Annotated in this window: 27 protein-coding genes; 11 read left to right on the top strand and 16 right to left on the bottom strand. The window is 63.2% G+C overall.

Annotation, left to right across the window (positions count from 1 at the left end; genetic code table 11):
* Positions 1-95: 95 nt before the first annotated feature.
* Both C4K39_RS03070 and C4K39_RS03065 read right to left on the bottom strand, forming a co-directional pair.
* Positions 96-398, bottom strand: a complete 303-nt coding sequence (locus C4K39_RS03070; protein ID WP_068577054.1) for a chaperone modulator CbpM — start codon at positions 396-398, stop codon at positions 96-98.
* A gap of 23 nt (positions 399-421) precedes the next feature.
* Complete coding sequence (locus C4K39_RS03065; protein WP_068577051.1) at positions 422-1360, bottom strand: DnaJ C-terminal domain-containing protein; 939 nt, start codon at positions 1358-1360, stop codon at positions 422-424.
* Positions 1361-1659: 299 nt separating this feature from the next.
* Here C4K39_RS03065 and C4K39_RS03060 point away from each other — a divergent pair, with 299 nt between their 5' ends.
* Positions 1660-2925, top strand: a complete 1266-nt coding sequence (locus C4K39_RS03060; RefSeq protein ID WP_124345632.1) for an Hsp70 family protein — start codon at positions 1660-1662, stop codon at positions 2923-2925.
* A gap of 96 nt (positions 2926-3021) precedes the next feature.
* On the opposite strand, the gene C4K39_RS03055 is transcribed toward C4K39_RS03060, so the two are convergent.
* The 3 genes from C4K39_RS03055 to C4K39_RS03045 all read right to left on the bottom strand — a co-directional run bounded on the left by C4K39_RS03055 (position 3022) and on the right by C4K39_RS03045 (position 5529).
* Positions 3022-4032, bottom strand: coding sequence for an AI-2E family transporter (locus tag C4K39_RS03055; protein ID WP_068577047.1), 1011 nt, complete (start codon positions 4030-4032; stop codon positions 3022-3024).
* 337 nt (positions 4033-4369) lie between these two features.
* The gene (locus C4K39_RS03050; RefSeq protein ID WP_068577044.1) at positions 4370-4669 is read right to left on the bottom strand and encodes a PsiF family protein; all 300 of its coding nucleotides are present in this window, start codon (positions 4667-4669) and stop codon (positions 4370-4372) included.
* Positions 4670-4740: 71 nt separating this feature from the next.
* The gene (locus C4K39_RS03045; RefSeq protein ID WP_068577042.1) at positions 4741-5529 is read right to left on the bottom strand and encodes an AraC family transcriptional regulator; all 789 of its coding nucleotides are present in this window, start codon (positions 5527-5529) and stop codon (positions 4741-4743) included.
* 96 nt (positions 5530-5625) lie between these two features.
* Here C4K39_RS03045 and C4K39_RS03040 point away from each other — a divergent pair, with 96 nt between their 5' ends.
* Positions 5626-6513, top strand: coding sequence for a DMT family transporter (locus C4K39_RS03040; protein ID WP_068577039.1), 888 nt, complete (start codon positions 5626-5628; stop codon positions 6511-6513).
* 17 nt (positions 6514-6530) lie between these two features.
* Here C4K39_RS03040 and C4K39_RS03035 read toward each other — a convergent pair whose 3' ends face one another.
* The 3 genes from C4K39_RS03035 to C4K39_RS03025 form a co-directional block, all read right to left on the bottom strand.
* A complete protein-coding gene (locus C4K39_RS03035) occupies positions 6531-7421 on the bottom strand; it encodes an esterase/lipase family protein (RefSeq protein ID WP_068577037.1) in 891 nt (296 codons plus the stop codon).
* Positions 7422-7530: 109 nt separating this feature from the next.
* On the bottom strand, positions 7531-7836 hold the full coding sequence (locus C4K39_RS03030; protein WP_124345631.1) for a DMT family transporter: 306 nt from the start codon (positions 7834-7836) through the stop codon (positions 7531-7533).
* 9 nt (positions 7837-7845) lie between these two features.
* Positions 7846-8484, bottom strand: coding sequence for an FMN-dependent NADH-azoreductase (locus tag C4K39_RS03025; RefSeq protein WP_124345630.1), 639 nt, complete (start codon positions 8482-8484; stop codon positions 7846-7848).
* 137 nt (positions 8485-8621) lie between these two features.
* Here C4K39_RS03025 and C4K39_RS03020 point away from each other — a divergent pair, with 137 nt between their 5' ends.
* Together C4K39_RS03020 and C4K39_RS03015 are read left to right on the top strand one after the other, a co-directional pair.
* Positions 8622-9533, top strand: a complete 912-nt coding sequence (locus C4K39_RS03020; RefSeq protein WP_068577032.1) for a LysR substrate-binding domain-containing protein — start codon at positions 8622-8624, stop codon at positions 9531-9533.
* Between the two features lie 123 nt (positions 9534-9656).
* Positions 9657-10187 carry a ferritin-like domain-containing protein gene (locus tag C4K39_RS03015; RefSeq protein ID WP_068577030.1) on the top strand — a complete coding sequence of 177 codons (531 nt, stop codon included), beginning with the start codon at positions 9657-9659 and terminating at the stop codon, positions 10185-10187.
* A gap of 54 nt (positions 10188-10241) precedes the next feature.
* Here the strand turns inward: C4K39_RS03015 and C4K39_RS03010 are convergent, their stop codons facing one another.
* Entirely contained in the window at positions 10242-12317 is a 2076-nt protein-coding gene (locus tag C4K39_RS03010) for an AsmA family protein (protein ID WP_068577028.1), read from the bottom strand.
* Between the two features lie 384 nt (positions 12318-12701).
* Here C4K39_RS03010 and C4K39_RS03005 point away from each other — a divergent pair, with 384 nt between their 5' ends.
* The 7 genes from C4K39_RS03005 to C4K39_RS02975 all read left to right on the top strand — a co-directional run bounded on the left by C4K39_RS03005 (position 12702) and on the right by C4K39_RS02975 (position 17991).
* Positions 12702-13253, top strand: coding sequence for a hypothetical protein (locus tag C4K39_RS03005; RefSeq protein ID WP_068577026.1), 552 nt, complete (start codon positions 12702-12704; stop codon positions 13251-13253).
* A 163-nt stretch (positions 13254-13416) separates the two neighbouring features.
* Positions 13417-14049 carry a TetR family transcriptional regulator gene (locus C4K39_RS03000; protein ID WP_068577024.1) on the top strand — a complete coding sequence of 211 codons (633 nt, stop codon included), beginning with the start codon at positions 13417-13419 and terminating at the stop codon, positions 14047-14049.
* Between the two features lie 270 nt (positions 14050-14319).
* Positions 14320-14820 carry an urease accessory protein UreE gene (gene ureE / locus C4K39_RS02995; protein ID WP_068577021.1) on the top strand — a complete coding sequence of 167 codons (501 nt, stop codon included), beginning with the start codon at positions 14320-14322 and terminating at the stop codon, positions 14818-14820.
* Entirely contained in the window at positions 14817-15491 is a 675-nt protein-coding gene (locus C4K39_RS02990; RefSeq protein ID WP_068577019.1) for an urease accessory protein UreF, read from the top strand. Before ureE ends, C4K39_RS02990 begins: the two co-directional genes overlap by 4 nt.
* Positions 15492-15514: 23 nt before the next feature.
* Positions 15515-16129 (top strand): urease accessory protein UreG, encoded by a 615-nt coding sequence (gene ureG, locus C4K39_RS02985; protein ID WP_068577017.1) that lies wholly within the window; start codon positions 15515-15517, stop codon positions 16127-16129.
* A 36-nt stretch (positions 16130-16165) separates the two neighbouring features.
* Positions 16166-16738, top strand: a complete 573-nt coding sequence (locus C4K39_RS02980) for a HupE/UreJ family protein (protein WP_124345629.1) — start codon at positions 16166-16168, stop codon at positions 16736-16738.
* Positions 16739-16851: 113 nt separating this feature from the next.
* Entirely contained in the window at positions 16852-17991 is a 1140-nt protein-coding gene (locus C4K39_RS02975; protein ID WP_124345628.1) for an AGE family epimerase/isomerase, read from the top strand.
* Positions 17992-18016: 25 nt separating this feature from the next.
* Here C4K39_RS02975 and C4K39_RS02970 read toward each other — a convergent pair whose 3' ends face one another.
* The 7 genes from C4K39_RS02970 to C4K39_RS02940 all read right to left on the bottom strand — a co-directional run bounded on the left by C4K39_RS02970 (position 18017) and on the right by C4K39_RS02940 (position 25874).
* Complete coding sequence (locus C4K39_RS02970; protein WP_068577011.1) at positions 18017-18922, bottom strand: cation diffusion facilitator family transporter; 906 nt, start codon at positions 18920-18922, stop codon at positions 18017-18019.
* 275 nt (positions 18923-19197) lie between these two features.
* Complete coding sequence (locus C4K39_RS02965; protein ID WP_124345627.1) at positions 19198-19965, bottom strand: SDR family oxidoreductase; 768 nt, start codon at positions 19963-19965, stop codon at positions 19198-19200.
* 816 nt (positions 19966-20781) lie between these two features.
* A complete protein-coding gene (locus C4K39_RS02960; RefSeq protein WP_124345626.1) occupies positions 20782-21498 on the bottom strand; it encodes an ABC transporter ATP-binding protein in 717 nt (238 codons plus the stop codon).
* Positions 21495-22367 carry an ATP-binding cassette domain-containing protein gene (locus tag C4K39_RS02955; protein ID WP_124345625.1) on the bottom strand — a complete coding sequence of 291 codons (873 nt, stop codon included), beginning with the start codon at positions 22365-22367 and terminating at the stop codon, positions 21495-21497. Before C4K39_RS02955 ends, C4K39_RS02960 begins: the two co-directional genes overlap by 4 nt.
* The gene (gene livM / locus C4K39_RS02950; protein WP_068577002.1) at positions 22364-23659 is read right to left on the bottom strand and encodes a high-affinity branched-chain amino acid ABC transporter permease LivM; all 1296 of its coding nucleotides are present in this window, start codon (positions 23657-23659) and stop codon (positions 22364-22366) included. Before livM ends, C4K39_RS02955 begins: the two co-directional genes overlap by 4 nt.
* 2 nt (positions 23660-23661) lie before the next feature.
* Complete coding sequence (locus C4K39_RS02945; RefSeq protein WP_058433480.1) at positions 23662-24576, bottom strand: ABC transporter permease subunit; 915 nt, start codon at positions 24574-24576, stop codon at positions 23662-23664.
* Between the two features lie 161 nt (positions 24577-24737).
* Complete coding sequence (locus C4K39_RS02940) at positions 24738-25874, bottom strand: ABC transporter substrate-binding protein (protein WP_068577000.1); 1137 nt, start codon at positions 25872-25874, stop codon at positions 24738-24740.
* Positions 25875-25895: the final 21 nt, after the last annotated feature.

Here is a 25895-nt window from a genome sequence, read left to right as displayed (position 1 = left end):
CACTTGCGCCGAATCGACGAGGACTGCGTCCTGGGTCGCCGCTTCGCTGGCGCTCAGCAGCGGCGACAACATTCGGCAGATACGGCCGGGGCCGGTCAATCCACCAGCAGGCGGCCCAGGCGTTGCCTGAGCATCTGGTTTTCGGAGCGCAGTTGCTGCACTTCGTCGAGCAGGTCCAGCGCCAGGGCCACGCCTTCCCACTCCAGGTCCAGCTCGCGGTGCAACTTCGCCGCGCGCTTGGCCAATGACAATTCCTGATCGTTGAATCGCCACTCCCTGGGCGCCCGCCCCTGAGGTTCGAGGATGCCGTGTTCGACGATTTCGATCACGTAGGCCGCCGACAGGTCGGCCACTTCACAGAATTCTTCCATGTCCAGCTGAACGATCAGGGTGCTCATGGTCAGCGCCTCCTAGTGTCGAATCAGAAATGTTCCCGTGGGTCGAACGCCGCCTTCTTCGCCAACTCCTGCCACAAGGCCTTGGCCTCGTCGCTGGTGTGCTTGGGCATCACCGCCTTGAGCTGCACGAACAGGTAGCCGCGCTGGCCGGCCTTGTTCAGCAGGCCATGGCCCTTGGCGCGCATGCGCTGGCCGTTCTGGCTGCCGGCAGGCACCTTGAGATTGATCTTGCCGGTCAGGGTCGGCACCGCGACCTCAGTGCCCAGCGCCAGCTCCCAGGGTGCCAGCGGCAGGGTAATGATCAGGTTCTCGCCCTCGACATCGAATTTCGGATGGGGCGCGAAACGAATGGTCAGGTACAAGTCACCATTGGCACCGCCACCAACCCCTGGAGCCCCCTGGCCCTTGAGGCGGATACGCTCGCCATCGGTGACCCCGGCCGGAATCTTCACGTTCAGGCTCTTGCTGGTATTGCTCACATGTTGGCCGGACGCGTTGTACTGTGGCACCTGGAAACTGATCTTCTTGGACTCGGTCGAGAGGGTTTCTTCGAGAAAGATCGGCAGTTCCATTTCCACATCCTGTCCGCGACGGCCGCTGCTGCGACGCTGTTCCGGGCCGCCGAATCCTGGCCCCCGGTTACCAAAGATCGAACTGAAGAAGTCCGAGAAATCCCCACCGCCACCGCCGCCGAAACCACCACGGCTCTGCCAGCCCGGCGGCCCCTGGAACGGCTGGCCATGCTGGCCATACTTGCGCAGGTCGTCGTACTCGGCGCGCTTGTCGGCGCTCTTGAGCGCTTCGTAGGCTTCCGAGGCGTCCTTGAACTTGGCCTCGGCATCCTTTTCCTTACTGACGTCGGGGTGGTATTTGCGCGCCAGCTTGCGATAGGCGGCCTTGATCGCCTTGTCGTCCGCTGTCGGCTCCACGCCGAGAATCTTGTAATAGTCTTTGAAGTCCATCGAGGGAATCACCATCCGTTATCGAAGTCGCGCGGCGTGCAGCACAGCTGGCCCGGTCTGGCAGCATGAGAATCGACCCGTCTCGATTCTCTGACTGAACGGCGCATCAGAAGTTTATCGGCAGCCGCCGGCGGATCTTGCGACTCCTTGTGGCTACCAGGCTCATGCCAGCAAGTTTGGGGGTCAAGGATAGTCTTTCAAGGCAGCCCCGGGGGCGAATTAGCAGATATCCGGCCTTTGCAACGGCGGGCGACTGGCGTACGCTGCGCGGCCGTTTTTTTGACCGGAACTGGAAAGACATGAACAACGCCTCCCCGGCCCGCGGCTGCGGCATCGACTTCGGCACCTCCAACTCCACCGTCGGCTGGCTGCGCCCCGGGCAGGAGACGCTGATCGCCCTGGAGGACGACAAGATCACCCTGCCGTCGGTGGTGTTCTTCAACATCGAGGAACGTCGTCCGGTCTATGGCCGCCTGGCGCTGCACGAGTACCTGGAAGGCTACGAAGGCCGCCTGATGCGCTCGCTGAAAAGCCTGCTGGGCTCCAAGCTGATTAAGCACGACACCAGCGTGCTGGGCACGGCCATGCCGTTCAAGGATCTCCTGGGACTGTTCATCGGCCAGCTCAAGAGCCGCGCCGAAGCCACCGCCGGTCGGGAATTCACCGAAGTGGTGCTGGGCCGCCCGGTGTTCTTCGTCGATGACGATGCCGCCGCCGACCAGGAAGCCGAAGACACCCTGGTGGAAGTGGCACGCAAGATCGGCTTCAAGGACGTGTCCTTCCAGTACGAACCCATCGCCGCGGCCTTCGACTACGAGTCCAGCATCGAGCGCGAGGAGCTGGTGCTGATCGTCGACATCGGCGGTGGTACCTCGGACTTCTCCCTGGTGCGCCTGTCCCCCGAGCGCCGTGGCGTCGACAACCGCCACGACGACATCCTCGCCACCGGCGGCGTGCATGTGGGCGGTACCGACTTCGACAAGCAACTGTCCCTGGCCGGGGTGATGCCGTTGTTCGGTTATGGCAGCCGCATGAAAAGCGGCGCCTACATGCCCACCAGCCACCACATGAACCTGGCGACCTGGCACACCATCAACTCGGTGTATTCGCAAAAGTCGCAGCTGGCCTTGGGCAGCATGCGCTATGACATCGAGGACACTGGCGGCATCGACCGGCTGTTCAAGCTGATCGAGCAGCGCGCCGGCCACTGGCTGGCCATGGAAGTGGAAGAAACCAAGATCCAGCTGACCCACGCCGACAACCGCCTGGTGCCCCTGGACCGCATCGAGCGCGACCTGAGCGTCGACCTGACCCGGGCCCTGTTCGAATCGTCCATCGACAACCTGCTGGAGCGCATCCGCACCAGCGTCACCCAGCTGCTCGGCGATGCCAATGTCAGCGTGGGCCAGGTCGACACGGTGTTCTTCACCGGTGGTTCCAGCGGTATTCCAGCCCTGCGCCAGAGCGTGGCGGCCATGCTACCCAATGCCCGGCATGTGGAAGGCAACATCTTCGGCAGCATCGGCAGCGGCCTGGCGATCGAGGCCAGGAAGCGCTACGGGTAAAAGCAGCGGCAAGCTTCAAGCCGCAAGCCACAAGTAGAAGCAGGAGCGGATCGGCTTTAGCTTGCAACTTGAAGCTTGCGGCTTGTGGCTGCCGTCCTAAACCAGGCCCACCTGCTTCAATTCGCTTTTCAGGTAGGCGTAGTAGATCGGCCCTGCCACCACCCCCGGCAGGCCGAACGCCGCTTCGAACACCAGCATCGCCAGCAGCAGCTCCCAGGACTTGGCGCTGATCTGCCCACCGACGATCCGTGCGTTGAGGAAGTATTCCAACTTGTGGATCACGATCAGGTAGCCCAGGGCCGCCACCGCCACCCAGATCGACAGCGACAGCCCGACGATGGTGATCAGGGTGTTGGAGATCAGGTTGCCGATCACCGGCAGCAGCCCCAGCAGGAAGGTCAGCACGATCAGGGTCTTGGTCAGCGGCAGCTTGACCCCGAACATCGGCAGCACCAGGGCCAGGAAGATCCCGGTGAAGAAGGTGTTGAGCAGGGAAATCTTGATCTGCGCGAAGACGATGTTGCGAAACGCCTGGACCAACAGGTGCAGGCGGTCGAACAGGGCCGCCGCCAGGGGCTTGCGCTTGGTCAGGTCGGGGATGCGCTGCAAGGCGATGATCGCCCCCAGCACCATGCCGATCAGCAGCGTCACGAACATGTGCGCGGCGTCCTTGCCCACCAGTTGCAACTCGCTCAGGTGCTTGCTGGCCCAGGCGCCGATGGCCGCCTGGAACTCGGCAGCGCTGGCCGGCAGGTAGGAGTCGAGGAATGGCGGCAGTTGGCCCCGGGCCTTGTCCACCACCAGCATGAACTTGCCCAGCGAAGCACCGGGATTCTCCGCCTCATGCAACAGGAAACTGATGGCTCCGGCGAACAGCAGGGTCAGCAGGCTGACCACCAGGGTGCCGAGCAGGGCCACCGCCAGCCAACGCGCGCGCCGGCCCTCGATCAGCCGCTGCAGTTGCGGGGTCAGCATGTTCACCAGTTCGAACACCAGCAGGCCCGCCAGCAGGCTGGGCAACAGCCGCAACGGCAGGGCCAGCAACAGGCCGCCAAAGATAATGATCCAACTGATGAACAACAGGTGACGCTGTGAAAACGCTGGCATATAGCCTCAAGACAAACAGCGGGAAAAGATCGGCAGTCTGCCAGCCTTCCCCCCTCAGGAATAGTGGCAAGCACCCCAGGGGCAAGGGCTGCATGGGTACTAGAGTGATGTGGCAGGCGAAGGTTCAGTCGGCTTGGCCAGGGGCGGTGGGTACCTGGGCAGCGCCATGGACGAGGGTCCTGCCAGCCTTCACGGGAGGGCCGCGCAGTGCGTATACGGACCTGTCCAGGTCGGCATGCGTTCATGCCCGTGAACGACAGGCAACGGACGACCGCCCTGTCGAACAGGGGCCAGGGGCGAAGCCATTGCTCGGCACCCTGCCCCTATCGATCCGTGCTTACTTTTTCTTCAGGCAATCGCTCATGAACGCCTTGCGCGCATCACCCTTGAGCGTCTTGGCCGTGGCGTCGGCGTTGCAGGTCTTCATTCTTTCCTGAGGCGTGGAAGGCGTCGCGGCAGCGGCCGGGGCAGCCTTGAGGCAGGTGCTCATGAAGGCCTTGCGCTCGTCGCCCTTGAGGCTCTTGGTCGTGGCCTCGGCATTGCAGGTGGTCATCTTGTTCTGCTGGGCGGTGGCGGCAAAACCCTGGGAGCAGAGCAGCAGGCCGACCATCAGCAAAGGAATACGCAGCATCTTCATGGAGTTTTCTCCTTGTCACCGCACCGAAGGGCACGGCCTCCAGCGCAGTGTAGACAAAGCCTGTTACACCTTCACCTGTTCTGCAGGCCGGCCCGACGGTACTGCTCGGGAGTGCAACCGGCCTGGCGCTGGAACATGGCGATGAACGCCGAGGCCGTGCTGTAGCCCATGTCGAAGGCAATCTCCTGGACACTGCGCGTACTCTCCAGGGCCTGGATCGAGGCGAGGAAGCGCTGGCGCTGGCGCCATTGCCCAAAACTCATGCCCAACTCGCGGACGAACTGCCGGGCCAGGGTTCGCTCGCTGACATGGGCCTGTTGCGCCCAGTGGGCCAGGGGTTGGTCGTTGCCGGGCTCGGCCTGCAGCGCCTGGAGCACCCGCAGCAGGTCGGGGCTGCTGGCGTAGGGCAGGTAGCAGGTATGCACCGGGGCCTGGCGCAACTGGTCCAGCAGCACCTGGGCCAGGCGCTGGTCGGCTTCGCCCTCGGGGATCTGTACATCCCGCGCGGCGAAGTCCTTGAGGATCGCCTTGAGAATCTCGCTGATGCTCAGGGTACAGCCCTGTTGTGGCAGATCGCGGCACAGCTCCGGCGCCAGCAGTACCGCCCGGTAGTTGATCGGCTGGCTGGTGTAGAAACTGTGGGCGGTGTGCGGCGGTACCCAGACGGCGTACTGCGGCGGCGACATGAAGCGCCGGCCGGCGATCTCCATGTGCATCACACCGTGGGCCGAGTATTCCAGGCAACCCCAGGGATGACGGTGCTCCAGGGCGTGGCTGTGGGCGGCGAAGTCGGCATAGCGGAAATACACCGGCGCGGGCAGGCCGTGGAAATCCAGCAGGTCGATGTGTTTTTTACTCATGCTGTCCGGATGCAGGGGCGGGTTGTCCGGTTCGCAGTATAGGCCTTGATCCGGACAAGAGGATAATCAGCCCTCACCAACTTCCTGGCTGTTCCCATGCAATACGCTTATCCATTACTGGCCGTCTTCATCTGGGCCGGCAATACCGTCATCAACAAACTCGCCGTAGGCGCGATCTTTCCAGCGGAGATCGGTTTCTACCGCTGGCTGCTGGCGGGCCTGCTGTTCACCCCCTTCATGCTCGGGCCGCTGCGCCGCCACTGGTCGGTGATCCGTCCCAATCTGGGGCGAATTTTCGTTCTCGGGGTGCTGGGCATGGCGGTGTATCAGAGCCTGGCCTACTTCGCCGCAGCCCTGACCTCGGCCACCAACATGGGCATCATCCTTTCGCTGATGCCGCTGATGTCCCTGGCCATGGCCATTGCTGCCCTGGGCCAGCGCCTGACTGCCGGAGCCCTGGTGGGAGCGGTACTGTCCTTCGCCGGCGTGCTGGTGGTGGTGTCGTCCGGCAGCCTGGCCACGCTGTTGCAACACGGGCTCAACCTGGGGGACGCGATGATGCTGGTCGCTACCCTGGCCTATGCGGTCTACAGCACCCTGCTGAAGAAATGGCAGTTGCGCCTGCCGCCCCTGCTGCTGTTGTACCTGCAGGTACTGGTGGCCGTGCTGGTACTGCTGCCGCTGTTCCTGGCATCGCCGAAGGCAGGCCTGACTGCGCAGAACATTCCGCTGGTGCTCTATGCCTGCCTGCTGGCCTCGGTGCTCGCGCCACTGGCCTGGATGCAGGCGGTGGTGCGCCTGGGACCGAGCCGGACCACGCTGTTCTTCAACCTGCTGCCCTTGATCACCGCATTGATCGCCGCCGTGGTACTGCACGAGCAGTTGGCCTGGTTCCACCTGGTGGGAGGGGTCCTGACCCTGGGCGGGGTGCTGCTGTCGGAGCGCTGGACCCAGGTACTGGGGCGGCGAGCGTGCGAGGCCTGAAGCACCTGCGCAACCACTCAGAGCCCGGCAGCCTTGAGGCGCCGGGCGTGCTCGACGAACAGGCGGATCGGTTCGGCACCTTTGCCCACCAGCCCCAGGGATTGGTTGACGATGTCGAAGTGATCCAACGGGTAGTCGTCGCCGATCACCAGGCCCAGGTGCGAGCTGTAGCGCCCGACCATGCCATCGCACTGCCCGGCCTCACGCACGAAGGTCCGAGCGAACAGGCGACAACTGCGGCTGGAGCCGTCGAGCAGGTTCCAACCGCGATTGGTCCTCCCCGGTTGCAGGGTGCCGGACCAGGAGTAGTAGCGCACACCATCCACTTCCGCGGCCCCCTGGCCGCCCCAGGCCGGCGGCAGGCCCTGGGGATACTGGCGGTTGAACAGCGCCACGCCCTCGCTTGTCAGCGACTGGTGCGAGGCATGGATGTCCGCTGGCAGCTTCGGTCCGCGATAGCCGGTCTCAAGCAGCGTCATCAGCGCCGATAGCCCTCGCAACAACCTGCTCAGCATGCGCCCGCGCAGGCTATGGGCAGGCGAGTGCCGCTGCAGATAATCCGCCAGTTCGGAGCCATGATTGGGGCCGGCCACCGAAGTCACCGAGGCCACCCACTGCGGCTGCCTGGCCGCTGCGTAGCGAGCGGTGAGCGCCCCCTGGCTATGGCCGATCAGGTTGACCCGTGAAGCACCGGTCCGCGCCATGATCTGCTGGATCTGCAACAACAATTGTTCGCCGCGCACTTCACTTGAATTGAGCGGCGAAACCTGCACCGCAAAGACCTGGGCGCCACCACCGCGCAACGCCGGAATGATCCCGTACCAGTAGGGGTACAGCAGCAAGCGGACAAATCCGAGCATGCCGGGCACCAGGACCAGGGGATAACGCGTGGCAAGCTCTTGGGACATGCGGAACATCCTTGTACAGGGCGATGGGCCAGGCTGAAAACTAGACCATAACCAAGGCCGCCGTCAGTCCTTGTGACAGTCCGGCGACGGCGATATGACAAGGACTGGCCTACTTGAGCCCGATCACCCCGGCCACAATCAAAGCCACCGACACCAGCTTGACCGTCGACAGGCTCTCTCCCAGCAGCAAGCACCCCAACAGCACCGTGCCCAGGGAGCCGATGGCGGTCCAGATCGGGTAAGCCACGCTGACCGGCAGCTCACGCATGGCCAGGGTCAGGAAGTAGATGCCGGCGATGGCCGCCACCACCGTCACCACCGAAGGCCAGGGCCGGGTAAAACCCTCGGCGTACTTCATGCCCATGGCGAAGGTGACTTCGAAGGCCGCGGCCAATAACAGGAATACCCAGGCCATGGTCTCTCCTCAGAAGTGCCGGGCCAGGGCCAGCAACTGCTGCTGGGCCTCGGCGCAGGATTGCTGGAAACGCTCGGGCAGCGACTCCTCGCCTTCGGCGGCGATCACCGTGACATCCTCGATGCCAATGAAGCCCAGGGCCGTGCGCAGCCAGCGGTCGGCGTGGTTCATCGCTTCGTGCTCGCCTCCCGGCCCAAAGCCACCACCGCCACGGCTGGTGATGACCAGCACCTTCTTGCCGTGTACCAGCGGCTGATAATGGGCCACGCCGTTGTCCAGCTGGGTGTTGAAGGTCAGCCCCAGGCGCACGATGTGGTCGACCCAGGCCTTGATGCCGCTGGGAACGCTGAAGTTATGCATCGGAGCCGAGATCACCAGCCGCTGGTGGCCGAGCAACTCGTCCACCAGTTCGTCGCTCAAGGCCAGGTCGGCCTGCATCGACAGCGGGCGGGCCTCGGGCTGTGGATAAAACGCCGCCGCAATGAATGCCTCGCTGACATGGGGCAACGACCCGCGCCCGACTTCACGACGGGTCAATTGGCCTTGGGGGTTGGCGCGCTGCCAGGCCCCCAGGAAGGTGTCGGCCAAGCGCCGGCTATGGGAACGCTCCCCCCGCGGACTGCCATGAATTGCAAGAACTTTACTCATCTGACCTCTCTCCTGGCGAATAACCTAGGCGGCCTTGATACCGCCTCTGTTTCGCGCTAAAGCTAGGGCCAGCACACAGTCTCAACAAACGAATTTAAGTTGATATAGATGAATTCATATCATCCATGGAGCGTCCCATGTTTGCCCATCTGCCCCTGACCTCGCTGCGTACCTTCGAGTCCGCCGCGCGCTTGTCGAGCTTCAAGGAGGCCGCCGATGACCTGTCGGTGACGCCCACGGCGGTGTCCCATCAGATCCGCAGCCTAGAACACTGGCTGGGCGTACCGCTGTTCGAGCGCCTGCCACGCCAGGTACGCCTGACGGCGGCCGGCGAGCGCCTGTTCCATAGCCTGCACAGCGCCCTGCTGGACGTGGCGCAAAGTGTCGACACGCTGCGCCCCAAGCCCGACAACGCACAGTTGACGGTATCCACCACTGCGGCGTTTGCCGCCCTGTGGCTGGTCCCGCGCCTGGGGCATTTCTACGCCCAGCACCCCGGTATCAACCTGCGCCTGGATACCCAGTGCGAAGTGGTGGACCTGCAGCAGGACGCCAGCATCGACGTGGCGATCCGCTACAGCCTGGACGGCTACCTGAACCTTCATGGCCTGTGCCTGTTCGACGAACGCTTCGCGGTCTATGGCGCGCCACAACAGGTCGCCCTGGCCCGGCACGAGCGGCCGACCCTGATCAGCGTGCACTGGCGCAACTCCACGCTGTATGCCGATGGCTGGCAGGCCTGGTGTGCCCAGGCCGGGGAAAACTGGTTCGACGAACAGTCGCTGGTGCGCTCCTATGACGAGGAGCAGTACGCCCTGCAGGCCGCCATCGCTGGCCAGGGCCTGGTACTGGCGAGCAACATCCTGGTATCGCAAAGCGTCGCCAGTGGCCTGTTGCAGGCCTACCGGCCAGAAATCCAGGTCGGTGGCGCCGGCTACAGCGCTCTGTGCGTCCCCGGACGCGAACGCCACCCGCCGGTACGAGCGTTCCTCCACTGGTTGCAGCACCAAGCGCTGCATGCCGGACACCCGCCGCTGGCACGCAGTTGAGCCCATCCCCTTGCCCGCCGGCAGATCCGATAAAACTTTTTACCGCGCCCGCCACTCACACCCTAGGTAGCGACCAGGCCACCAGAGCCTGGCGCAAAACGGATCAGCCCCCAGGAGATCGAGATGAGCGAGATGCATTTGTCCGATGTGAATACCTTGCGCAAACGGGCGCGCAGCCATGTGGAAAACGGCGCCGTGACCGAGGGCTACAACGCCGATCGCGAAGAGATACTGCGCCTGCTCAATGAGTCGCTGGCCACCGAGCTGGTCTGCGTCTTGCGCTACAAGCGCCATCACTTCATGGCCAACGGCCTCAAGGCCAGCGTGGCGGCCAGTGAATTCCTCGAACATGCGACCCAGGAAGCTGAGCACGCCGACAAGCTGGCCGAGCGCATCGTCCAGCTCGGTGGCGCGCCGGAGTTCGACCCCGACCTGCTGTCCCGCCACTCCCACGCCCAGTACGTGGCGGGCAACACCCTCAAGGAAATGGTCTACGAGGACCTGGTGGCCGAGCGGATCGCCATCGACAGCTACCGCGAGATCATCCAGTACATCGGGGACAAGGACCCCACCACCCGCCGCTTGTTCGAGGAGATCCTGGCCCAGGAAGAAGAGCACGCCGACGACATGGCGGATATCCTCCAGGACCTGTAGGCCCTCCCCGCCCCTGCCAGCGCCAGCAGCAGGGGCGGGAGGCTCATCCCCGGCCTACTTGCTCGGTTTGACCGTGGCCGGGGCCTTGCCCGAACGCATTTGTTGCAACAGCGGCGCGCACTGGTTGGGCTCGTCGTTGCTTGGCGCCACCAGGGCCAGCAGCCCCGCCGCCGGGCCCGCGATCACCCCCAGCGCCACCATCCCCGCACCACGCAATACCAATGGCACGGCCTTGACCCCGGCGCTGGGCTTGATGAACTTGCCCTGGACATAGAGCGGCGAACGCAGGGAGAACAGGCGCAGCCCCTTGGATTCGGGGGTAATGGTCAGGTCCAGTTGCTCGGTGGCCATGTTGGCGGTGCCATCGATGTAGATGATGGCGTTCTCGGTATCGAAGACGAACAGCCGCGAGGTGGCCAGGCCGGTCTTGATGCCAAAGTCGGCAGCGGCACAATTGATCTTCACTTCCTTGTCGCCAAACAGCTTGCCAACCACATAGTTGCCGACGTTGAGCCCGGCGATCTCCATCAGGCTGCGGCTGATGGCGCCATCGTTGATCAGCATCTTCAGGTCGCCATTGGCACTGCCCAGCAGGGCCGCCACCGAGTTGCCGCGCCCGGCGATATCGGCGTCGCCGTTGAGTTCGCCGAAGCTGGTCTTCATGGGTTCGAAGGTGGGGAACAACTGCTTGAGCTTGAAGTTGCGAGCCGTCAACCGAGCCCGCCCCTCCAGCGGGGTGGCATGGCCGTTGAGTCGTATCTGGGCATCGAGCTTGCCACCGGCGACACCGAAGCGCAGGGGTTCGAGGCTGAGCTGGCCGTCATTGAGCACCAGGTGCGTGTAGAGGTCGGTGAAGGGCAGTTCGGCGCTGTGGACGATACGCTTGCCGGTGAATTCCACATCGGCGTCCATATCGCGCCAGCGCTCGGTACGGAACTCCTCGACCGGCAACACCCTGTCCGTCGGCTGCTTGCTTTCGCCTCCCCGGGCCTTCTGCTTGGCATTGGAGTCGGCACCGATCAGCGGAGCCAGGTCACTGAACAACAGTTGATTGGAAACCAGTGCACCACTGAGCTTGGGCCGCGGCTGGCTGGCCACGTAGGCCAGGCTGCCGTGGATGTCGCTCTCACCGATCTTGCCGTTGAAATCCTTGTAGCTGAAGGCCGCACCTGCCGGGTCGTGCAGTTTGGCGGTCAGGCGCCCATCGGTGGAGTACGGCGGCGAATCGGGCAAGGTCACCCCAGTCAACGGATAAAGGTTGCCCAGGCTGGAGCCTACCAACTTCAGGCGCAGGTCCAGGGCGCCGAGATTCAAGGGATCGGTCAGGCTGCCGCGCAGCTCGATGCGTGAATCACCGATCTGCGCCTGGGCCTGGAGCGGGAAGGGCTTGCTGGCATCCTTGAGCGCCAGCAGGCCACCGATCTTGCCGCTGCCAGCGAGCTTCTGCCCGTGGTACTGGCCCTTGACCTTGAGGGCAAAGGCATAGGCCTGGGGTTCCCCTCCTTGCTCGGCCACTCGCTTGGCTTCGCTCTCGCCGACGATATCGCTGAACGCAATGGGCTGGCCGAGCAGCTCCACTTGCAGGTCCAGGCGGGTCTTGAGGTTCTGGTCATCCAGGGTCACATGGCCCTTGTCGAAACCAATGGCGCCGATATCCACGCTCCACTTGGAGGGCTCGGCATCGGGCTCCTGCGGATCGAACTTGAAGGTCCAGTTGGCGCGTCCATCCGCCAGCCGCTGCAGGGCGACTTCCGGCTCGGTGAGATCGATACGCGGGATGCTCACCTGCTGCACCAGCAGTGCCAGGGGCGAGATTCGCAGTTCAACCCGCTTGAGGCTGACCATCTGCGGGGCCTTGGACCAGTCCGGGTTGCCCAGGGACAAGTCCTGGGCCACGACATGGGGCCAGGGTATCCACGCCCGCCAGCCGCCCTCGTCGGGTTCGCGCTGCCAGGCCACCGACAAATCGCCATTGATCGCGAACGGTCGGTGCAGCTCCTGGGACACCTTGTCATTGATGATGGGCTTGACCCGGTTCCAGTCGAAGAACGCGATGACCAGCACCAGCCCTGCCAGTAGCAGGATCAGGCCGGTGACGATCCAAAAGAGAATTTTACGAGTGCGCGTCATTGCACGAGGCTCCTGATGACAACTGAGCGCCCAACCACGACGCATAGGTGAAACGCCACTGGAAAACCGGTGGCCGTGAAACTACGACTGACAAACCCTGCCCAGGTTTAATCGAAACGCCCGAACAGGAGAAAAAGCATCGATTTCTGACCATTCGGACAACCATGTGTTACCGACTTTTGCCCCTCCCTGGCGCATCAGTGAGTCGAAACTACCCACTCCAGTGCAAGACCCCGCCAGCGAAGAAGCCCGGGCTAGAGCCTCAGAGGCAAACAATCAATTCTGTTGATTATCATCATTGTGTTTATGAACTTTTATATCGATTTTGTGGCGGTAACATTAGCTCCGTACCCAATTTTTCGCCCTCCCACGGAGCAACCGATCATGAAACGCCACATCCTTTTAAGCTTGACCTTATCGATCCTGGCCGCCAACGCCTTTGCCCTGCCTGCCGCTGAACAAGCGACTCCGCAAATCCAGGCCAGCCACAGCAGCGTGTTCACCCAGACCCTGGCCGAAGGTGGCTCGGATCGCCTGATCGAACGCAACGACAAAGTCGCAGCCGATGGCTATGACCGTACTCCACAGGGCCAGAACGTTGCCGAAGATGGCTACGATCGCACCCCTCAAGGTCAAAACGTAGCTGAAGGCGGCCGTGATCGCCTGGAAGAGAAAGGCCTGGTCGAAGATGGCTACAGCCGCACCCCACAAGGCCAGACCGTTGCCGAAGGCGGCCGTGATCGCCTGGAAGAAAAAGGCCTGGTCGAAGATGGCTACAGCCGCACCCCACAGGGCCAGACCGTTGCCGAAGGTGGCCGTGATCGCCTGGAAGAAAAAGGCCTGGTCGAAGATGGCTACAGCCGTACCCCACAAGGCCAGACCGTTGCCGAAGGCGGTGCCGATCGCCTGGCCGAACGTCATCAAGCTGCGAGCTGAGGCCATGGTGGCCCAGAAAAAAGCCCGGTCCCTGGATCGGGCTTTTGACTTTTCAAGAGGCTGACTCCAGCCCTTGCCTGCCCTGGCTCGACGCCAGTTCGACTCCGGCAAAGTTGATTTGCTAGAGTGCCCCGCTCTCCCCGAGCAAAGAATTTCCTCGCCGATGCTGCCCCGTGCCGAACAGAAGCAACAGACCCGCAATGCCCTGATGGATGCCGCCAGGCATTTGATGGAAGGTGGCCGAGGCTTCGGCAGCCTGAGCCTGCGGGAAGTGGCGAAAGCCGCCGGCATCGTCCCCACCGGGTTCTACCGACACTTCAGCGATATGGACCAACTGGGCCTGGAACTGGTCAGCGAAGTGGGCCAGACCTTCCGTGAAACCATCCGCCTGGTCCGCCATAACGAATTCGTCATGGGCGGCATCATCGACGCCTCGGTACGGATCTTTCTCGATGTAGTGGAAGCCAAGCGCGTGCAATTCCTGTTTCTCGCCCGCGAGCAATACGGCGGCTCGCTGCCGGTACGCCAAGCCATCGCCAGCCTGCGGGAAAACATCAGCTCGGACCTGTCCGCCGACCTGGGCCTGATGCCCAAGCTGCAACACCTCGATGCCGCCGACCTCAGCGTCATGGCCGACCTGGTGGTCAAGAGCGTGTTCGCCACGCTGCCGGACATCATCGATCCGCCGCCCCAGGCCTTGCCTGAACACCTCACGCCCCAAGCGAAGATGACCCAGCAACTGCGCTTCATCTTCATCGGGCTCAAGCACTGGAACGGCTTGGGCAGCACCGAGTAACGCCCCACCCCGGCAACGTCGCCAAACGAATGCTCCCCGCTCTGGAACGGGCCTTTTCGCCTGCCCGCAAGATCGGCACCGGATTGCCGCAAAAACATTTGCAGCGCACCAAGTCAGTGCTATAAATCAGCTCGACGCATCAATTTGTAACAAGATAAAACAAGGTTTTGCCCCTTTTTCAGGCGCAGTTCCAGGGGTTTTCCTTTTCTCCGAGCGATTGGCAAGGCCCTTGCTCTGGCTTGTGCATCGCTCATAGCTGGAAGCCTTCCGATGCTGGTGATCCACCGCCGAACCGCCCCCCAGGCCACCTGGTCCGCCGAACTGCACCTGACCTACGAGGCGCGTAGCAAAAGTCGCCTGCGCTGCTTCAGTGCCACGGGTGAAGATGTCGGCCTGTTCCTGGAGCGTGGCCAACCACCCTTGCATGATGGCGAGTTCCTGGTCGCCGAGGACGGACGCATCGTCAAGGTCTGCGCCCTTGCCGAAACCCTGCTCCACGTCACCTGCCACAATGCCTTCGAGCTGACGCGCGCGGCCTACCACCTGGGGAATCGCCATGTCGCCCTGCAAGTGGGCGATGGCTGGTTGCGGCTGCTGGATGACTACGTGCTCAAGGCCATGCTCGAACAGCTGGGCGCCAACGCCACTCCCCTCGAGGCGCCCTTCCAGCCAGAGCATGGCGCCTATGGCGGCGGGCACCACCACTCGCATCACGGCGATGCAGACTTCAACTACCCGCCGCGCCTGCATCAGTTCGGCATCCGTCCGTGAATCCGGCATGGGCCCTGCTGCGCCTGGCCAGCCCTCAACTGCCCATCGGTGGCTACAGCTATTCCCAGGGGCTGGAGATGGCCGTGGAACAGCGACAGGTCCGCGATCCGGACAGCGCCCGACGCTGGATCGGCGATCAGCTACTGCTCAACCTGGCGCGCTTCGAAGCGCCTTTGCTGCTGGCCCACTGTCGGGCCGCCGATGCGCAGGATTGGGAGCGCCTGCAGCAACTCTGCGAGGAGCATCGCGCCAGCCGCGAAACCCGCGAGCTGTATCTGGAAAGTCGGCAGATGGGCTACTCCCTCAAGCAACTGCTCGAAGGCCTGCCGGAGCTGGATGCCGACGCCCGGCGCCTGCTGGCGCAGCTGGACGAGCCACACCTGGCCCTGGGCTGGGCCCTGGCCGCCCGTGCCTGGCACATCGCGCCTGACGATGCCCTGGCTGCCTGGCTGTGGAGCTGGCTGGAAAACCAGTTGGCGGTGCTGATGAAGACCCTGCCCCTGGGCCAGCAAGCCGCCCAGCGCCTGACCAGTGAATTGCTACCACTGCTGCAGCAGGCCCAGCGGCAGGCCGCCAGCCTCGACCCCGATCACTACGGCAGCGCCGCCTTCGGCCTGTCCCTGGCGAGCATGGCCCATGAGCGCCAGTACAGCCGCCTGTTTCGTTCCTAGGGCCTGTCATCTTGGAGAATCACATGAACACACAACCTTTGCGCGTTGGAATCGGCGGCCCGGTGGGCTCCGGCAAGACGGCCCTGACCCTGGCCCTGTGCCTGGCCCTGCGTGAGCGCTACAACCTGGCGGTGGTGACTAACGATATCTATACCCGCGAAGACGCCGATTTCCTGGTGCGCAACCAGGCCCTGGCCCCGGAGCGCATCATCGGCGTGGAAACCGGCGGCTGCCCACACACCGCCATTCGCGAGGACGCATCGATCAACCTGGAGGCCGTGGATCAGCTGAACCGCCGCTTCCCGGGGCTGGACCTGATCCTGGTGGAGTCCGGCGGCGATAACCTCTCGGCCACCTTCAGCCCGGAACTCTCGGACCTGACCATTTACGTCATCGATGTTTCGGCCGGCGACAAGCTACCGCGCAAGGGCGGCCCGGGAATCTGCAAGTCCGACCTGCTGGTGATCAACAAGATCGACCTGGCGCCGCTGGTCGGCGCATCCCTGGACATGATGAACAGCGATACCCAGCGCATGCGTGGCGGCAAGCCATTCGTCTTCAGCAACCAGAAAACCGGCCAGGGCCTGGCGGACATCATCGCCTTCATCGAACGCCAGGGCCTGCTGACCGCCGCCTGACTCCACCCACTCGATACTCGAAAAGGAAAGCGCCCCATGACCCTCCAACGCATTCTCGCGGCCCTGGCCCTGTTGTTGGCTCCCACCCTGGCCCTGGCCCACCCCGGTCACGGCGACAACGGCCTGATGGCCGGCATTGGCCATCCCATCGGCGGCCTCGACCACCTGCTGGCGATGCTCGCCGTCGGCCTGTGGGCCGCCCAACAGCAGGGAGCGGCACGCTGGGCACTGCCCTGCACCTTCGTCGCCACCATGCTGATCGGAGGCCTGCTGGGCTTCGCCGGCCTGGACCTGCCCGCCCTGGAGAGTGGAATCGCGGCTTCGGTGCTGGCCCTGGGCCTGGCGGTCGCCCTCGCCGTACGCCCGCCGCTGGCGCTGGCGGTGGCCGCCACCGCGCTGTTCGCCTTGTTCCACGGCGTAGCCCATGGCCTGGAGCTGCCGGAGATGTCCAGCCCCTGGGCCTATGCTGCCGGGTTCGTTGCCGCCACCGCAGCCTTGCACGCAGTGGGCTATGCCGTGGTTCGGACATTGCCCCAGGCTGCCGCGCCATTGGTACGCATCGCCGGCGCGCTCTCTGCCGCAGCCGGTGTATGGCTGCTGGCAGGCTGACCGGCCCTCCTCCTGCGCCAGCCGGAGCGAGCGGCTGCGACGCAGGAGGCAATCGGGGTGGCCTTCTCTGCTAACATGTCGCGCATTCAAACCTGCCGTGACGACGCCAGCCAATGCCCGATGTATCCCACCCCGCCTCCTCGCCCGACGCCAATGCGCTGTTCCAATCCGTGCAGCAGCACTTCCAGCAGGTGATCGTGCCCCTGTGGCAGGGCCCGGGCTGGAATCCGCAGCTGGCGTTGCCTTTCGAAGCGCTGGATGCCGAACATCGCCCCTTGCCGCCCCAACGCTATCGGGCCATGGCCTGCGCCCGGCAGTTGTACGTATTTTCCCAACTGATCGGCGATGCCGCCGCCCCCTTCGCCCAGGAGCGCGCCGCGGCGCTGTTCCGTTCCTTGCAGCGGCATTTCCATGATGCCGAGCACGGCGGCTGGTTCTACAGCATCGACCCGCAAGGGGCACCACTGGATCGTCGCAAGGATCTCTATACCCACGCGTTCATCGTGTTCGCCTGTGCCCACTATTGGGCCAAGGTCCGCGAGCCCCTGGTGGAATCGACGCTCGACGCCGCCCTGGCAGTGGTGGCCCGGCGTTTTGCCCGGGACGATGGCCTCTACGAGGCCACTCTCGACGAGGACTGGTCTTCCCTGGGCTCGGGCCCACTGCAGAATCCATTGATGCACCTGGCCGAGGCCTTCCTCGCCACCCTCGCCGCCCGGGATGACCAGGCAGTGCAGGAAGCCTTGCTCGAGCTGTGCCAGGGCATGCAACGGTGCTTCATCGATCCGCAGCATGGCGTGATGATGGAAAAGCCGCTGGGCACTGTGGATAACTGGTTCGAGCCGGGGCATCAGTTCGAGTGGTACTTCCTGCTCGCCTCGTCATCGCTGCTGCGTGAAACGGCGCTGCAAACCTCCCTGGAACGGGCGTTCGCCTTTACCGAGCAGATGGGGGTCGATCCGCAGAGCGGCGCCGTGTGCGCCATGCTCGAACTACCGCCCCAGGCCGCCCCCAAGGATGCCACCCAGCGTATCTGGGCCCAGGCCGAGTACCTGCGGGCCCTGACCTTGCGCCCCGATGGCCAAGCCGCCCTGAAGCGCCAGCTGCAGGCGCTGCAAGGCAAGTTCCTGCATGCCGGTGGTTGGCATGAGTGCCTGGATGCAGGTGGCGCGGTCAGCCGCCGGGACATGCCCTCGACCACGCCTTATCACCTGGCCACCTGTTATCAGGGGCTGGCCGGCTACTTCGGCTGAAGCCCCTGCCTGGCATGGGGACCACTCAGGCAATCCACTTGCGATCCCCGGTGAAGCTGATGGTCAGCCAGCGTGCGCTATCGGCCCCTCCCAGTTGGCTGGAGATGTCCTCACGCATGCGGTCCAGGGTCGCCACATCGCGTAGCGGGTAATCGGCTGGCAATACCACGTGGATTTCGATGAAGCGCGCCCGTCCGTGCTTCTGCACATAGCTGACGTAGTCCTCGAAACCATGGGTGGCCTTGGCCTGCTCCATCACTGTGCGTACCGTCTCGTCCAGCTGGTCGGGCGCGATACCCAGCACCTCGCGCAGGGCCGGGCGCAGGATCTTCAGGGCCGGCGCCAGCATGCTCAGGGCCAGCACGATCAGGATCATCGGGTCGACATACACCGCCCATTGGCCATGGCCATAGTGCTTGAGCAGCAAGGCACTGACGAAGCTCACCAGCAGCCCCACCGAGAGCATGGCGTCCACCAGCCAGCTGATGTTGTCGAACTGGATCAGCGACGACTTGAGCTTGCGGTTGCGATGGCGCACGTAGAAGAAGTAGGCGAACTCCACCACGGTGAACACCGCGGCATAGACGATCACCAGGCCCAGCTCGATCTCACGGCCGCCGTTGATAATGCCGAACACGCCGTTGAGAAAGGCGTAGATGGCGATCAGTAGCAGGAAGCTGCCCTCGATCAACAGCACCATGGGCTCCAGGTGCCAGAAACCGAACTGGAAACGCTCGTTGCCCGGCTTGGTAATCAGCCTGGCGGTGATCAACATCAGCACCTTGATGAAGGTCGCGATCAGGGAAAAGAAACCATCGAACAGGATGGATTGGGCACCAGAAACAAAACCCGTGACGATACCGGCGATCGCCACGGCGAACATCAGTACGGTCGATTGCTTGAGCAGAGCCTGCTCACCTCGGTTACTCACGATTCCTCCCACGGAACTTGGCAAACACCGCCTCTATTGCTGCGGCAATACAAATTTAGGGGAGGAATTCTAGCGTGCTTCGGCTTCGACAAGCTGAAACGAATCAGCCTATATATTTCCGAGTGCGACCGCCCCCCCTGCGAAGCGGTTGGTCCGATCGCAGGGGCATGATCATGAGCGTCATGGAAGGTCCTGCGGACCTTGGCGCAGCTTCGCCAGCTCAGCAGCGGCTACAGGAGTGCAGTGCACTGCCCGCGAAACTGCGCCGTGACAGGTCAGGCCTTGGCGTTGCGGTCGATGGCGAAACCGGCCCAGGACTGGCTGACCGGCATCAGTTCCAGGCTGTTGATGTTGACGTGGGCCGGAGTGTTCATGACCCAGAAGATGGTCTCGGCGATGTCCTCGGGCTGGATTGGCTCGGCGCCGGCGTAGGTGGCGTCATAACGGGCCTGGTCACCGCCAAAGCGCACCAGCGAGAACTCGCTTTCGCACAGGCCAGGCTCGATATTGGTCACCCGCACGCCGGTGCCCTGCAGGTCGCAGCGCAGGCTCAGGGAGAACTGCTTGACGAAGGCCTTGGTGCCGCCATACACGTGGCTGCCGGGGTAGGGATAGTTACCGGCGACGGAGCCCAGGTTGACGATTCCGGCACCGCGACCATGGGCGATCAGCCGTGGCAGCAGCAGGCGAGTGCTGTACATCAGGCCCTTGATGTTGGTGTCGACCATGGTGTCCCAGTCGTCCAGCTCACACTTGGGCGCAGGGTCCGCACCCAGGGCCAGGCCAGCGTTATTGATCAACCCGCGCAGCTTGGCAAAGGATGGCGGCAGGTTGGCGATGGCATCCTCCATGGCCTTGCGATCCCGTACGTCGAGCACCAGGCCATGGACCTCGGTCTGCTTGGAGAGCTCCGCGCATAGGGCATCGAGGCGATCCTGGCGACGACCGGTCAGCACCAGCGACCAGCCGGCCTCGGCAAAGCGCCGGGCACAGGCCTCGCCAAAACCGGAAGTCGCGCCTGTGATGAACAGAGTGGAAGTCATGGTGTTCTCCTTGCTGGGGGCGGGCCGCCATTTCAATAAAAAAACGTTTCGCAGCATGCCCGGGCCGGCCCCGGGCAGCAACCGGACCGTTCATCTGCCGACTATCCGTGCGAGCGACACCCAAAAGAGCCGCAGGACCTGTACAAAAAACGCCCAATAGCCGCAAAACCGCTACCCACGTGGCCTGCAGCCAAGTGCACGCACCTTATCCACAGGCCGGTCCACAGTCTTTGGGGGCAACTGCCAAATACCCAAAGCCGCGATCCACAAGGCCTGCGCCGACAAATGCAAAGTTTTTCGCTTGACCTGGGCAAACACTCCATGCAGCCGCGACCGGAAAAGATGACCGAGCGGTCAAACTCCAGAAGGCCAGAGGCCAGCAACGACGCTGTCCCGGGAGTTCTTTCCAGAGTTTAATCACAGACTTATCCACAGGCTTATACAAGGCACCCTAGACACCTCGCTGCGACAATAAAAAGGTTGACAAAGTCGTTCTCAAGATCGCCAAAAATAGCTGATCAAAAAACACCCAACACCTTGAAAGCCACGTGTTTCAAGGCTTTCAGCCAGCTACTCCCACGTTACCCACAGCCCGCTCCACAACAAACGGGGACAAGTCAAAACAGTGAAAAAACAACTGTTTGCAGCCTCTTCATGCGGCGTTTTGGCAACTTGCCCAAGAGGTTTTCCACAATTGTCGGACGCAAATCGGCAGCCATTGCGCGGCCAGGCCCCAAAATGAACCTGAAGTTGCGGGTGTGGATAAAAAAGGCCCCGCCGGTGCTAATCGGCGGGGCCTTTTTATCCACAATGGGATCAGTGACCGCCCAGGTAGGCGTTGCGCACCTCCTCGTTGACCAGCAGTTCCTTGCCGCTACCGCTCAGGCGGATCTCGCCGTTGACCATCACGTAAGCTCGGTCGGACAGCTTGAGGGCATGGTTGGCATTCTGCTCCACCAGGAAGATGGTCATGCCGCTGGCCGCCAGCTCACGCAGGGTGGCGAAGATCTGCTTCACCACGATCGGCGCCAGGCCCAGGCTCGGTTCATCCAGCAACAGCAACTTGGGCCGGCTCATCAAGGCCCGGGCGATGGCCAGCATCTGCTGCTCACCGCCGGACATGGTCATGGCCCGCTGGTTGCGCCGTTCCTTGAGCCTGGGGAACAACTCGAACATGCGCTGCATGTCCTCGCTCGCGTACTTGTCGCCGATGGGGATGGTGCCCATCAGCAGGTTTTCCTCCACGGTCATGTCGGGGAACACCCGGCGCCCTTCCGGAGACTGGGCAATACCGTTGGAGGCGATGTAGTGGGACGACTTGTGGGTGATATCCACGCCGCGGTACAGAATCTGCCCGGATTCGGCCCGAGGCTGGCCGAAGATCGACATCAAGAGGGTCGATTTGCCGGCGCCGTTGGAGCCGATCAGGCTCACGGTTTCTCCTTCGTCGATATGCAGCGAGACTTTCTTCAGCGCCTGGATCGGCCCGTAGTACACGTCCAGGTCCTTGAGTTCGAGGATAGGTTGAGTCATGCCAGCTCCTCTTCGTCGGCACCCAGGTAGGCAGCGATGACCTTCGGATCGTTGCGGATCGCCTCCGGCCCGCCTTCGGCGATCACGTTGCCGTGATCCAGCACCACGATGTGGTCGGAAATGCTCATGACCATGCCCATGTCGTGCTCGATCAGCACCACGGTCAGGTCGTGCTCATCGCGCAGCAGCCGGATCATCGCACTCAAGGCTTCAGTCTCCTGCGGGTTGAGGCCGGCAGCCGGCTCGTCGAGGCAGATGATCTGCGGCCGGGTACACATGGCCCGGGCGATCTCCAATCGGCGCTGCTGGCCATAGGAGAGCTCGCCAGCCAGGCGGTTGGCGCAGTCCACCAGGTCCACCACTTCCAGCCAGTAGAAGGCCTGGTCCAGGGCATCGCTTTCCGCCTTGCGGTAGCCCCGGGTATTGAGGATGCCCGCCAACAGGTTGCAGTTGACCCACATGTGCTGGGCCACCAGCAGGTTCTCCACCACCGACATTTCCTTGAACAGGCGAATGTTCTGGAAAGTCCGCGCCAGGCCGGCCCGGTTCACCAGGTGGGTACCGCCGAACATCTTGTAGTAGAGGCGGCTGGAAAAGCTTTTCGGCGACACGAAGTCACTGGCTCGGAACGACTCGCCCAACAGCTTGATGACGTTGGTCTGCTGGCCCCGGGTATTGAGCTCGATACGCCCGCCGGAAGCCTTGTAGAAACCGGTCAGGCAGTTGAACACCGTGGTCTTGCCCGCACCGTTGGGGCCGATCAGGGCGAAGATCGAATTGCGCTTGACCTTGAGGCTGACGTCGCTGAGGGCCTTGATGCCACCGAAGTGCATCATCAGGTTCTCGACCGAAAGAATGTATTCGCTCATGGCGCGCTCCTTGGGGTCAAAACACCTTTGCGCGGAGTCACCCCGGTACGGCTGATGCGGATCAAGCCGCGCGGCCGCCAGATCATCATCAACACCATGAGGATGCCGAACAGCAGCACCCGGTACTCGGAGAAACTGCGCAGCAGTTCAGGCGCCACGGTCAGTACGAACGCGGCGATCACCACGCCTACGGTGGAGCCCATGCCCCCCAGTACCACAATGGCGAGGATCAGTGCCGACTCGAAGAAGGTGAAGGACGACGGGTTGACGAAGCCCTGGTAGCTGGCGAAGAACACCCCGGCCAGGCCCGCGGTGGAGGCACCGAGGGTAAAGGCCGAGAGTTTCACCAGTACATGGTTCAGCCCCATGGCGCGGCAGGCGATCTCGTCTTCGCGCAGGGCCTCCCAGGCTCGGCCTACCGGCATGCGGGTCAGCCGGTGCTTGATGTAGAGCACCAGCAGCACCACCAGGAACAGCACGATGTAGATGAACAGGAACTTCAGGTTGGGGTTGTATTCCAGGCCAAAGAACTCATGGAACGGCACTCCGCCGTCCTTGGCCTTGCGCCCGAACTCCAGGCCCATGAATGTCGGCGAGGGCACCGGCATGCCGTTGGGGCCGCCGGTGAAGGACAGCCAGTTATTGAGCACCAGGCGAATGATCTCGCCGAACCCGAGGGTCACGATGGCCAGGTAGTCGCCGTGCATGCGCAACACCGGGAAGCCCAATATGCATCCCGCCAGCGCCGCGGCGATCGCCGCCAGGGGCAGCACGGTCCAGAAGCCCAGGCCCAGGTACTGGTAGCCCAGGGCCAGGCCATAGGCGCCAATGGCATAGAACGCCACATAACCCAGGTCCAGCAACCCGGCCAGGCCCACCACGATGTTCAGCCCCAGGCCCAGCAGCACGTAGATCAGCCCGAGGATGACCACGGTCAGCAGGTACTTGTTGGCGAAGAACGGAAAGACGATGGCGATCACGATCAGCGCCGGGATGATCCAGCGCAGCCGCGACTTGTAGTCCGGCGCCAGCACATGCACGCCTGAGCCGGTGCTTTCGAAACCCTGGAGGATCTTCAAGCCCTTCGGGGTCTGCAGGAACAGGCTCAGGGCCAGGCGACCGGCCATGACGATGGCCACCAGCCAGGCGACCCGGGTCGGTTCCAGGTTGAAACTGTAGCCATCGAGCACCACGCCCACGATGGGGCCGAACACGATCAGCGAGATCAGCCCGGCGAGCACGGCGTCGATGACGCTCTTCTTGATGTCGATCGGTTTATTGGCAGCAGACATACTTACACCTTCGCCACGAGTGGGCGACCCAGCAGGCCTTGGGGACGGAAGATCAGGATCAGCACCAGCAGCGAGAAGCTGAACACGTCTTTGTAGTCGGAGTTGATCAAGCCGGAGAACAGCGACTCGGAGATGCCGAGGATGATCCCGCCTAGCATCGCCCCAGGCAGCGAGCCGATGCCGCCGAGTACCGCTGCCGTGAACGCCTTGATCCCGATGACGAAGCCGGCATAGAAGTCGAAGGTGCCGTAGTTCATGGTGATCAGCACCCCGGCCAGGGCCGCCATGGCGGCGCCGATGACGAACACGTAGGAAATCACCCGGTCGGTGTTGATCCCCAGGATCGAGGCCATCTTGCGGTCTTGCTGGGTGGCCCGGCACATGCGTCCGAGCTTGGTGTACTTGATGATGTAGGTCAGCAGCGCCATGCCGGCGAATGCCGCCACCAGGATGAAGATCTTGGTGTAGGTCAGCTGCACGAAGCCGCTGCCGATGTCGACCTTCCAGGCCCCGGCCAGCAGGGTAGGCACGCCCTGTTGCTTGGCGCCCTGGCTGATTTGCGCGTAGTTCTGCAGGATCAGCGAGATGCCGATGGCACTGATCAGCGGTGCCAGGCGGGTGGAGTTGCGCAGGGGCTTGTAGGCGACACGCTCGATGACCCAGCCGTAGATCCCCGTCACCACGACGGTGAAGATCAGGGTGCCGAGGATGAGTAGCGGGAAGGATTCGATGCCGAAATAGGCCAGCAGGGCCAGGCTGATTGCCGCAAGGTAGGCGGAAATCATGTACACCTCGCCGTGGGCGAAGTTGATCATGCCGATGATGCCATAGACCATTGTGTAGCCGATGGCGATCAGACCGTAGACGGACCCGAGGGTCAGTCCATTGATCAGTTGCTGCAGGAAAATACCATCCATAACGCAATCTCACGGACTTGAGAGACGGCACAGGGCGTCAACGCCGGACAGGGATCACCGGTCCGCGCAACACGTCCGTTGTGCAGCTCTACGAGAAAAGGCAAGTACTGCACGAGTACGGACCGATACCAGGGGCCGGTATCGGTCCGCGCGGACTCATGTCACTTCTGTTTTTCCAGCTGGTGGTATTTGCCGTCCTTGTCCCACTGATAGACCACGTAGTCGGAGATCTTCAGGTCGCCCTTGGCGTCCCAGGCCTTCTCGCCCATCACGGTTTTCACCGGGTTGGCCTTGAGCCACTTGGCAGCGTCCTCGCCCTTGTTGGACTTGGCGCCATTGAAGCCGGCGGCCAGGGCCTGGATCGAGGCGTAGGCGTACAGGGTGTAGCCCTCGGGCTCGGTACCGGCCTTGCGGAAGGCGTCCACCACGGCCTTGCTGTCAGGCAGCAGGCGTGGGTCGGCGCCGAAGGTCATGTACACGCCATCGACGTACTGCGGGCCACCGGCGGTGGTCACCAGCTCGTCGGTGACGATGCCGTCGTCGGACATGAACTTCACATCCTTCAGGCCCTGCTCGCGCAGTTGGCGCACCAGCGGGCCGGCCTCGGGATGCAGGCCGCCGAAATACACCACATCGGCACCGGCGGCGCGGATCTTGGTGACCACGGCACTGAAGTCCTTCTCGCCCCGAGTCAGGCCCTCATACAGCACCGGGGTCACGCCGCGCTTGGTCAACTGCGCCTTGGTCGCATCGGCCAGGCCCTGGCCGTAGGTGTCCTTGTCGTGCAGTACCGCGACCTTCTTGCCCTTGAGCACATCGATGATGTAGTCGCCGGCGACCACGCCTTGCTGGTCGTCACGCCCGCACATGCGGAACATCGCCGACAGGCCGCGCTCGGTGACCTGGGGGTTGGTGGAGCCGGGAGTGATGGCAATCACCCCGGCATCGCTGTACACCTCGGAAGCCGGGATGGTCGAGGAGGAGCAGAAGTGCCCGACCACGCCAGCCACCTTGTCCTGATCCACCAGGCGGTTGGCCACTGCGACCGCCTGTTTCGGCTCGCAGGCGTCGTCGCCCTTGACCAGGACGATCTTCTCGCCGTTGACCCCGCCCTTGGCATTGATTTCGTCAGCCGCTGCCTGTGCACCCTTCATGTACTGCTCGCCGAAAGCCGCATTGGCGCCTGTCATGGGACCCGCTACGCCGATCTTCAGGTCGGCTTGAGCAAACGCAGAAACACCCAGCGCAGTTGCCACTGCGAGGGCCAGAAAGCCTTTCTTGTAAAACGTCTGGGACATGAGGTGATGCTCCAAGGTTTT

Source organism: Pseudomonas sessilinigenes (genome assembly GCF_003850565.1).
Classification (GTDB): domain Bacteria; phylum Pseudomonadota; class Gammaproteobacteria; order Pseudomonadales; family Pseudomonadaceae; genus Aquipseudomonas; species Aquipseudomonas sessilinigenes.
The sequence above is the reverse complement of the archived record's forward strand: the minus strand, read 5'-3'. Positions and strand labels throughout refer to the sequence as shown.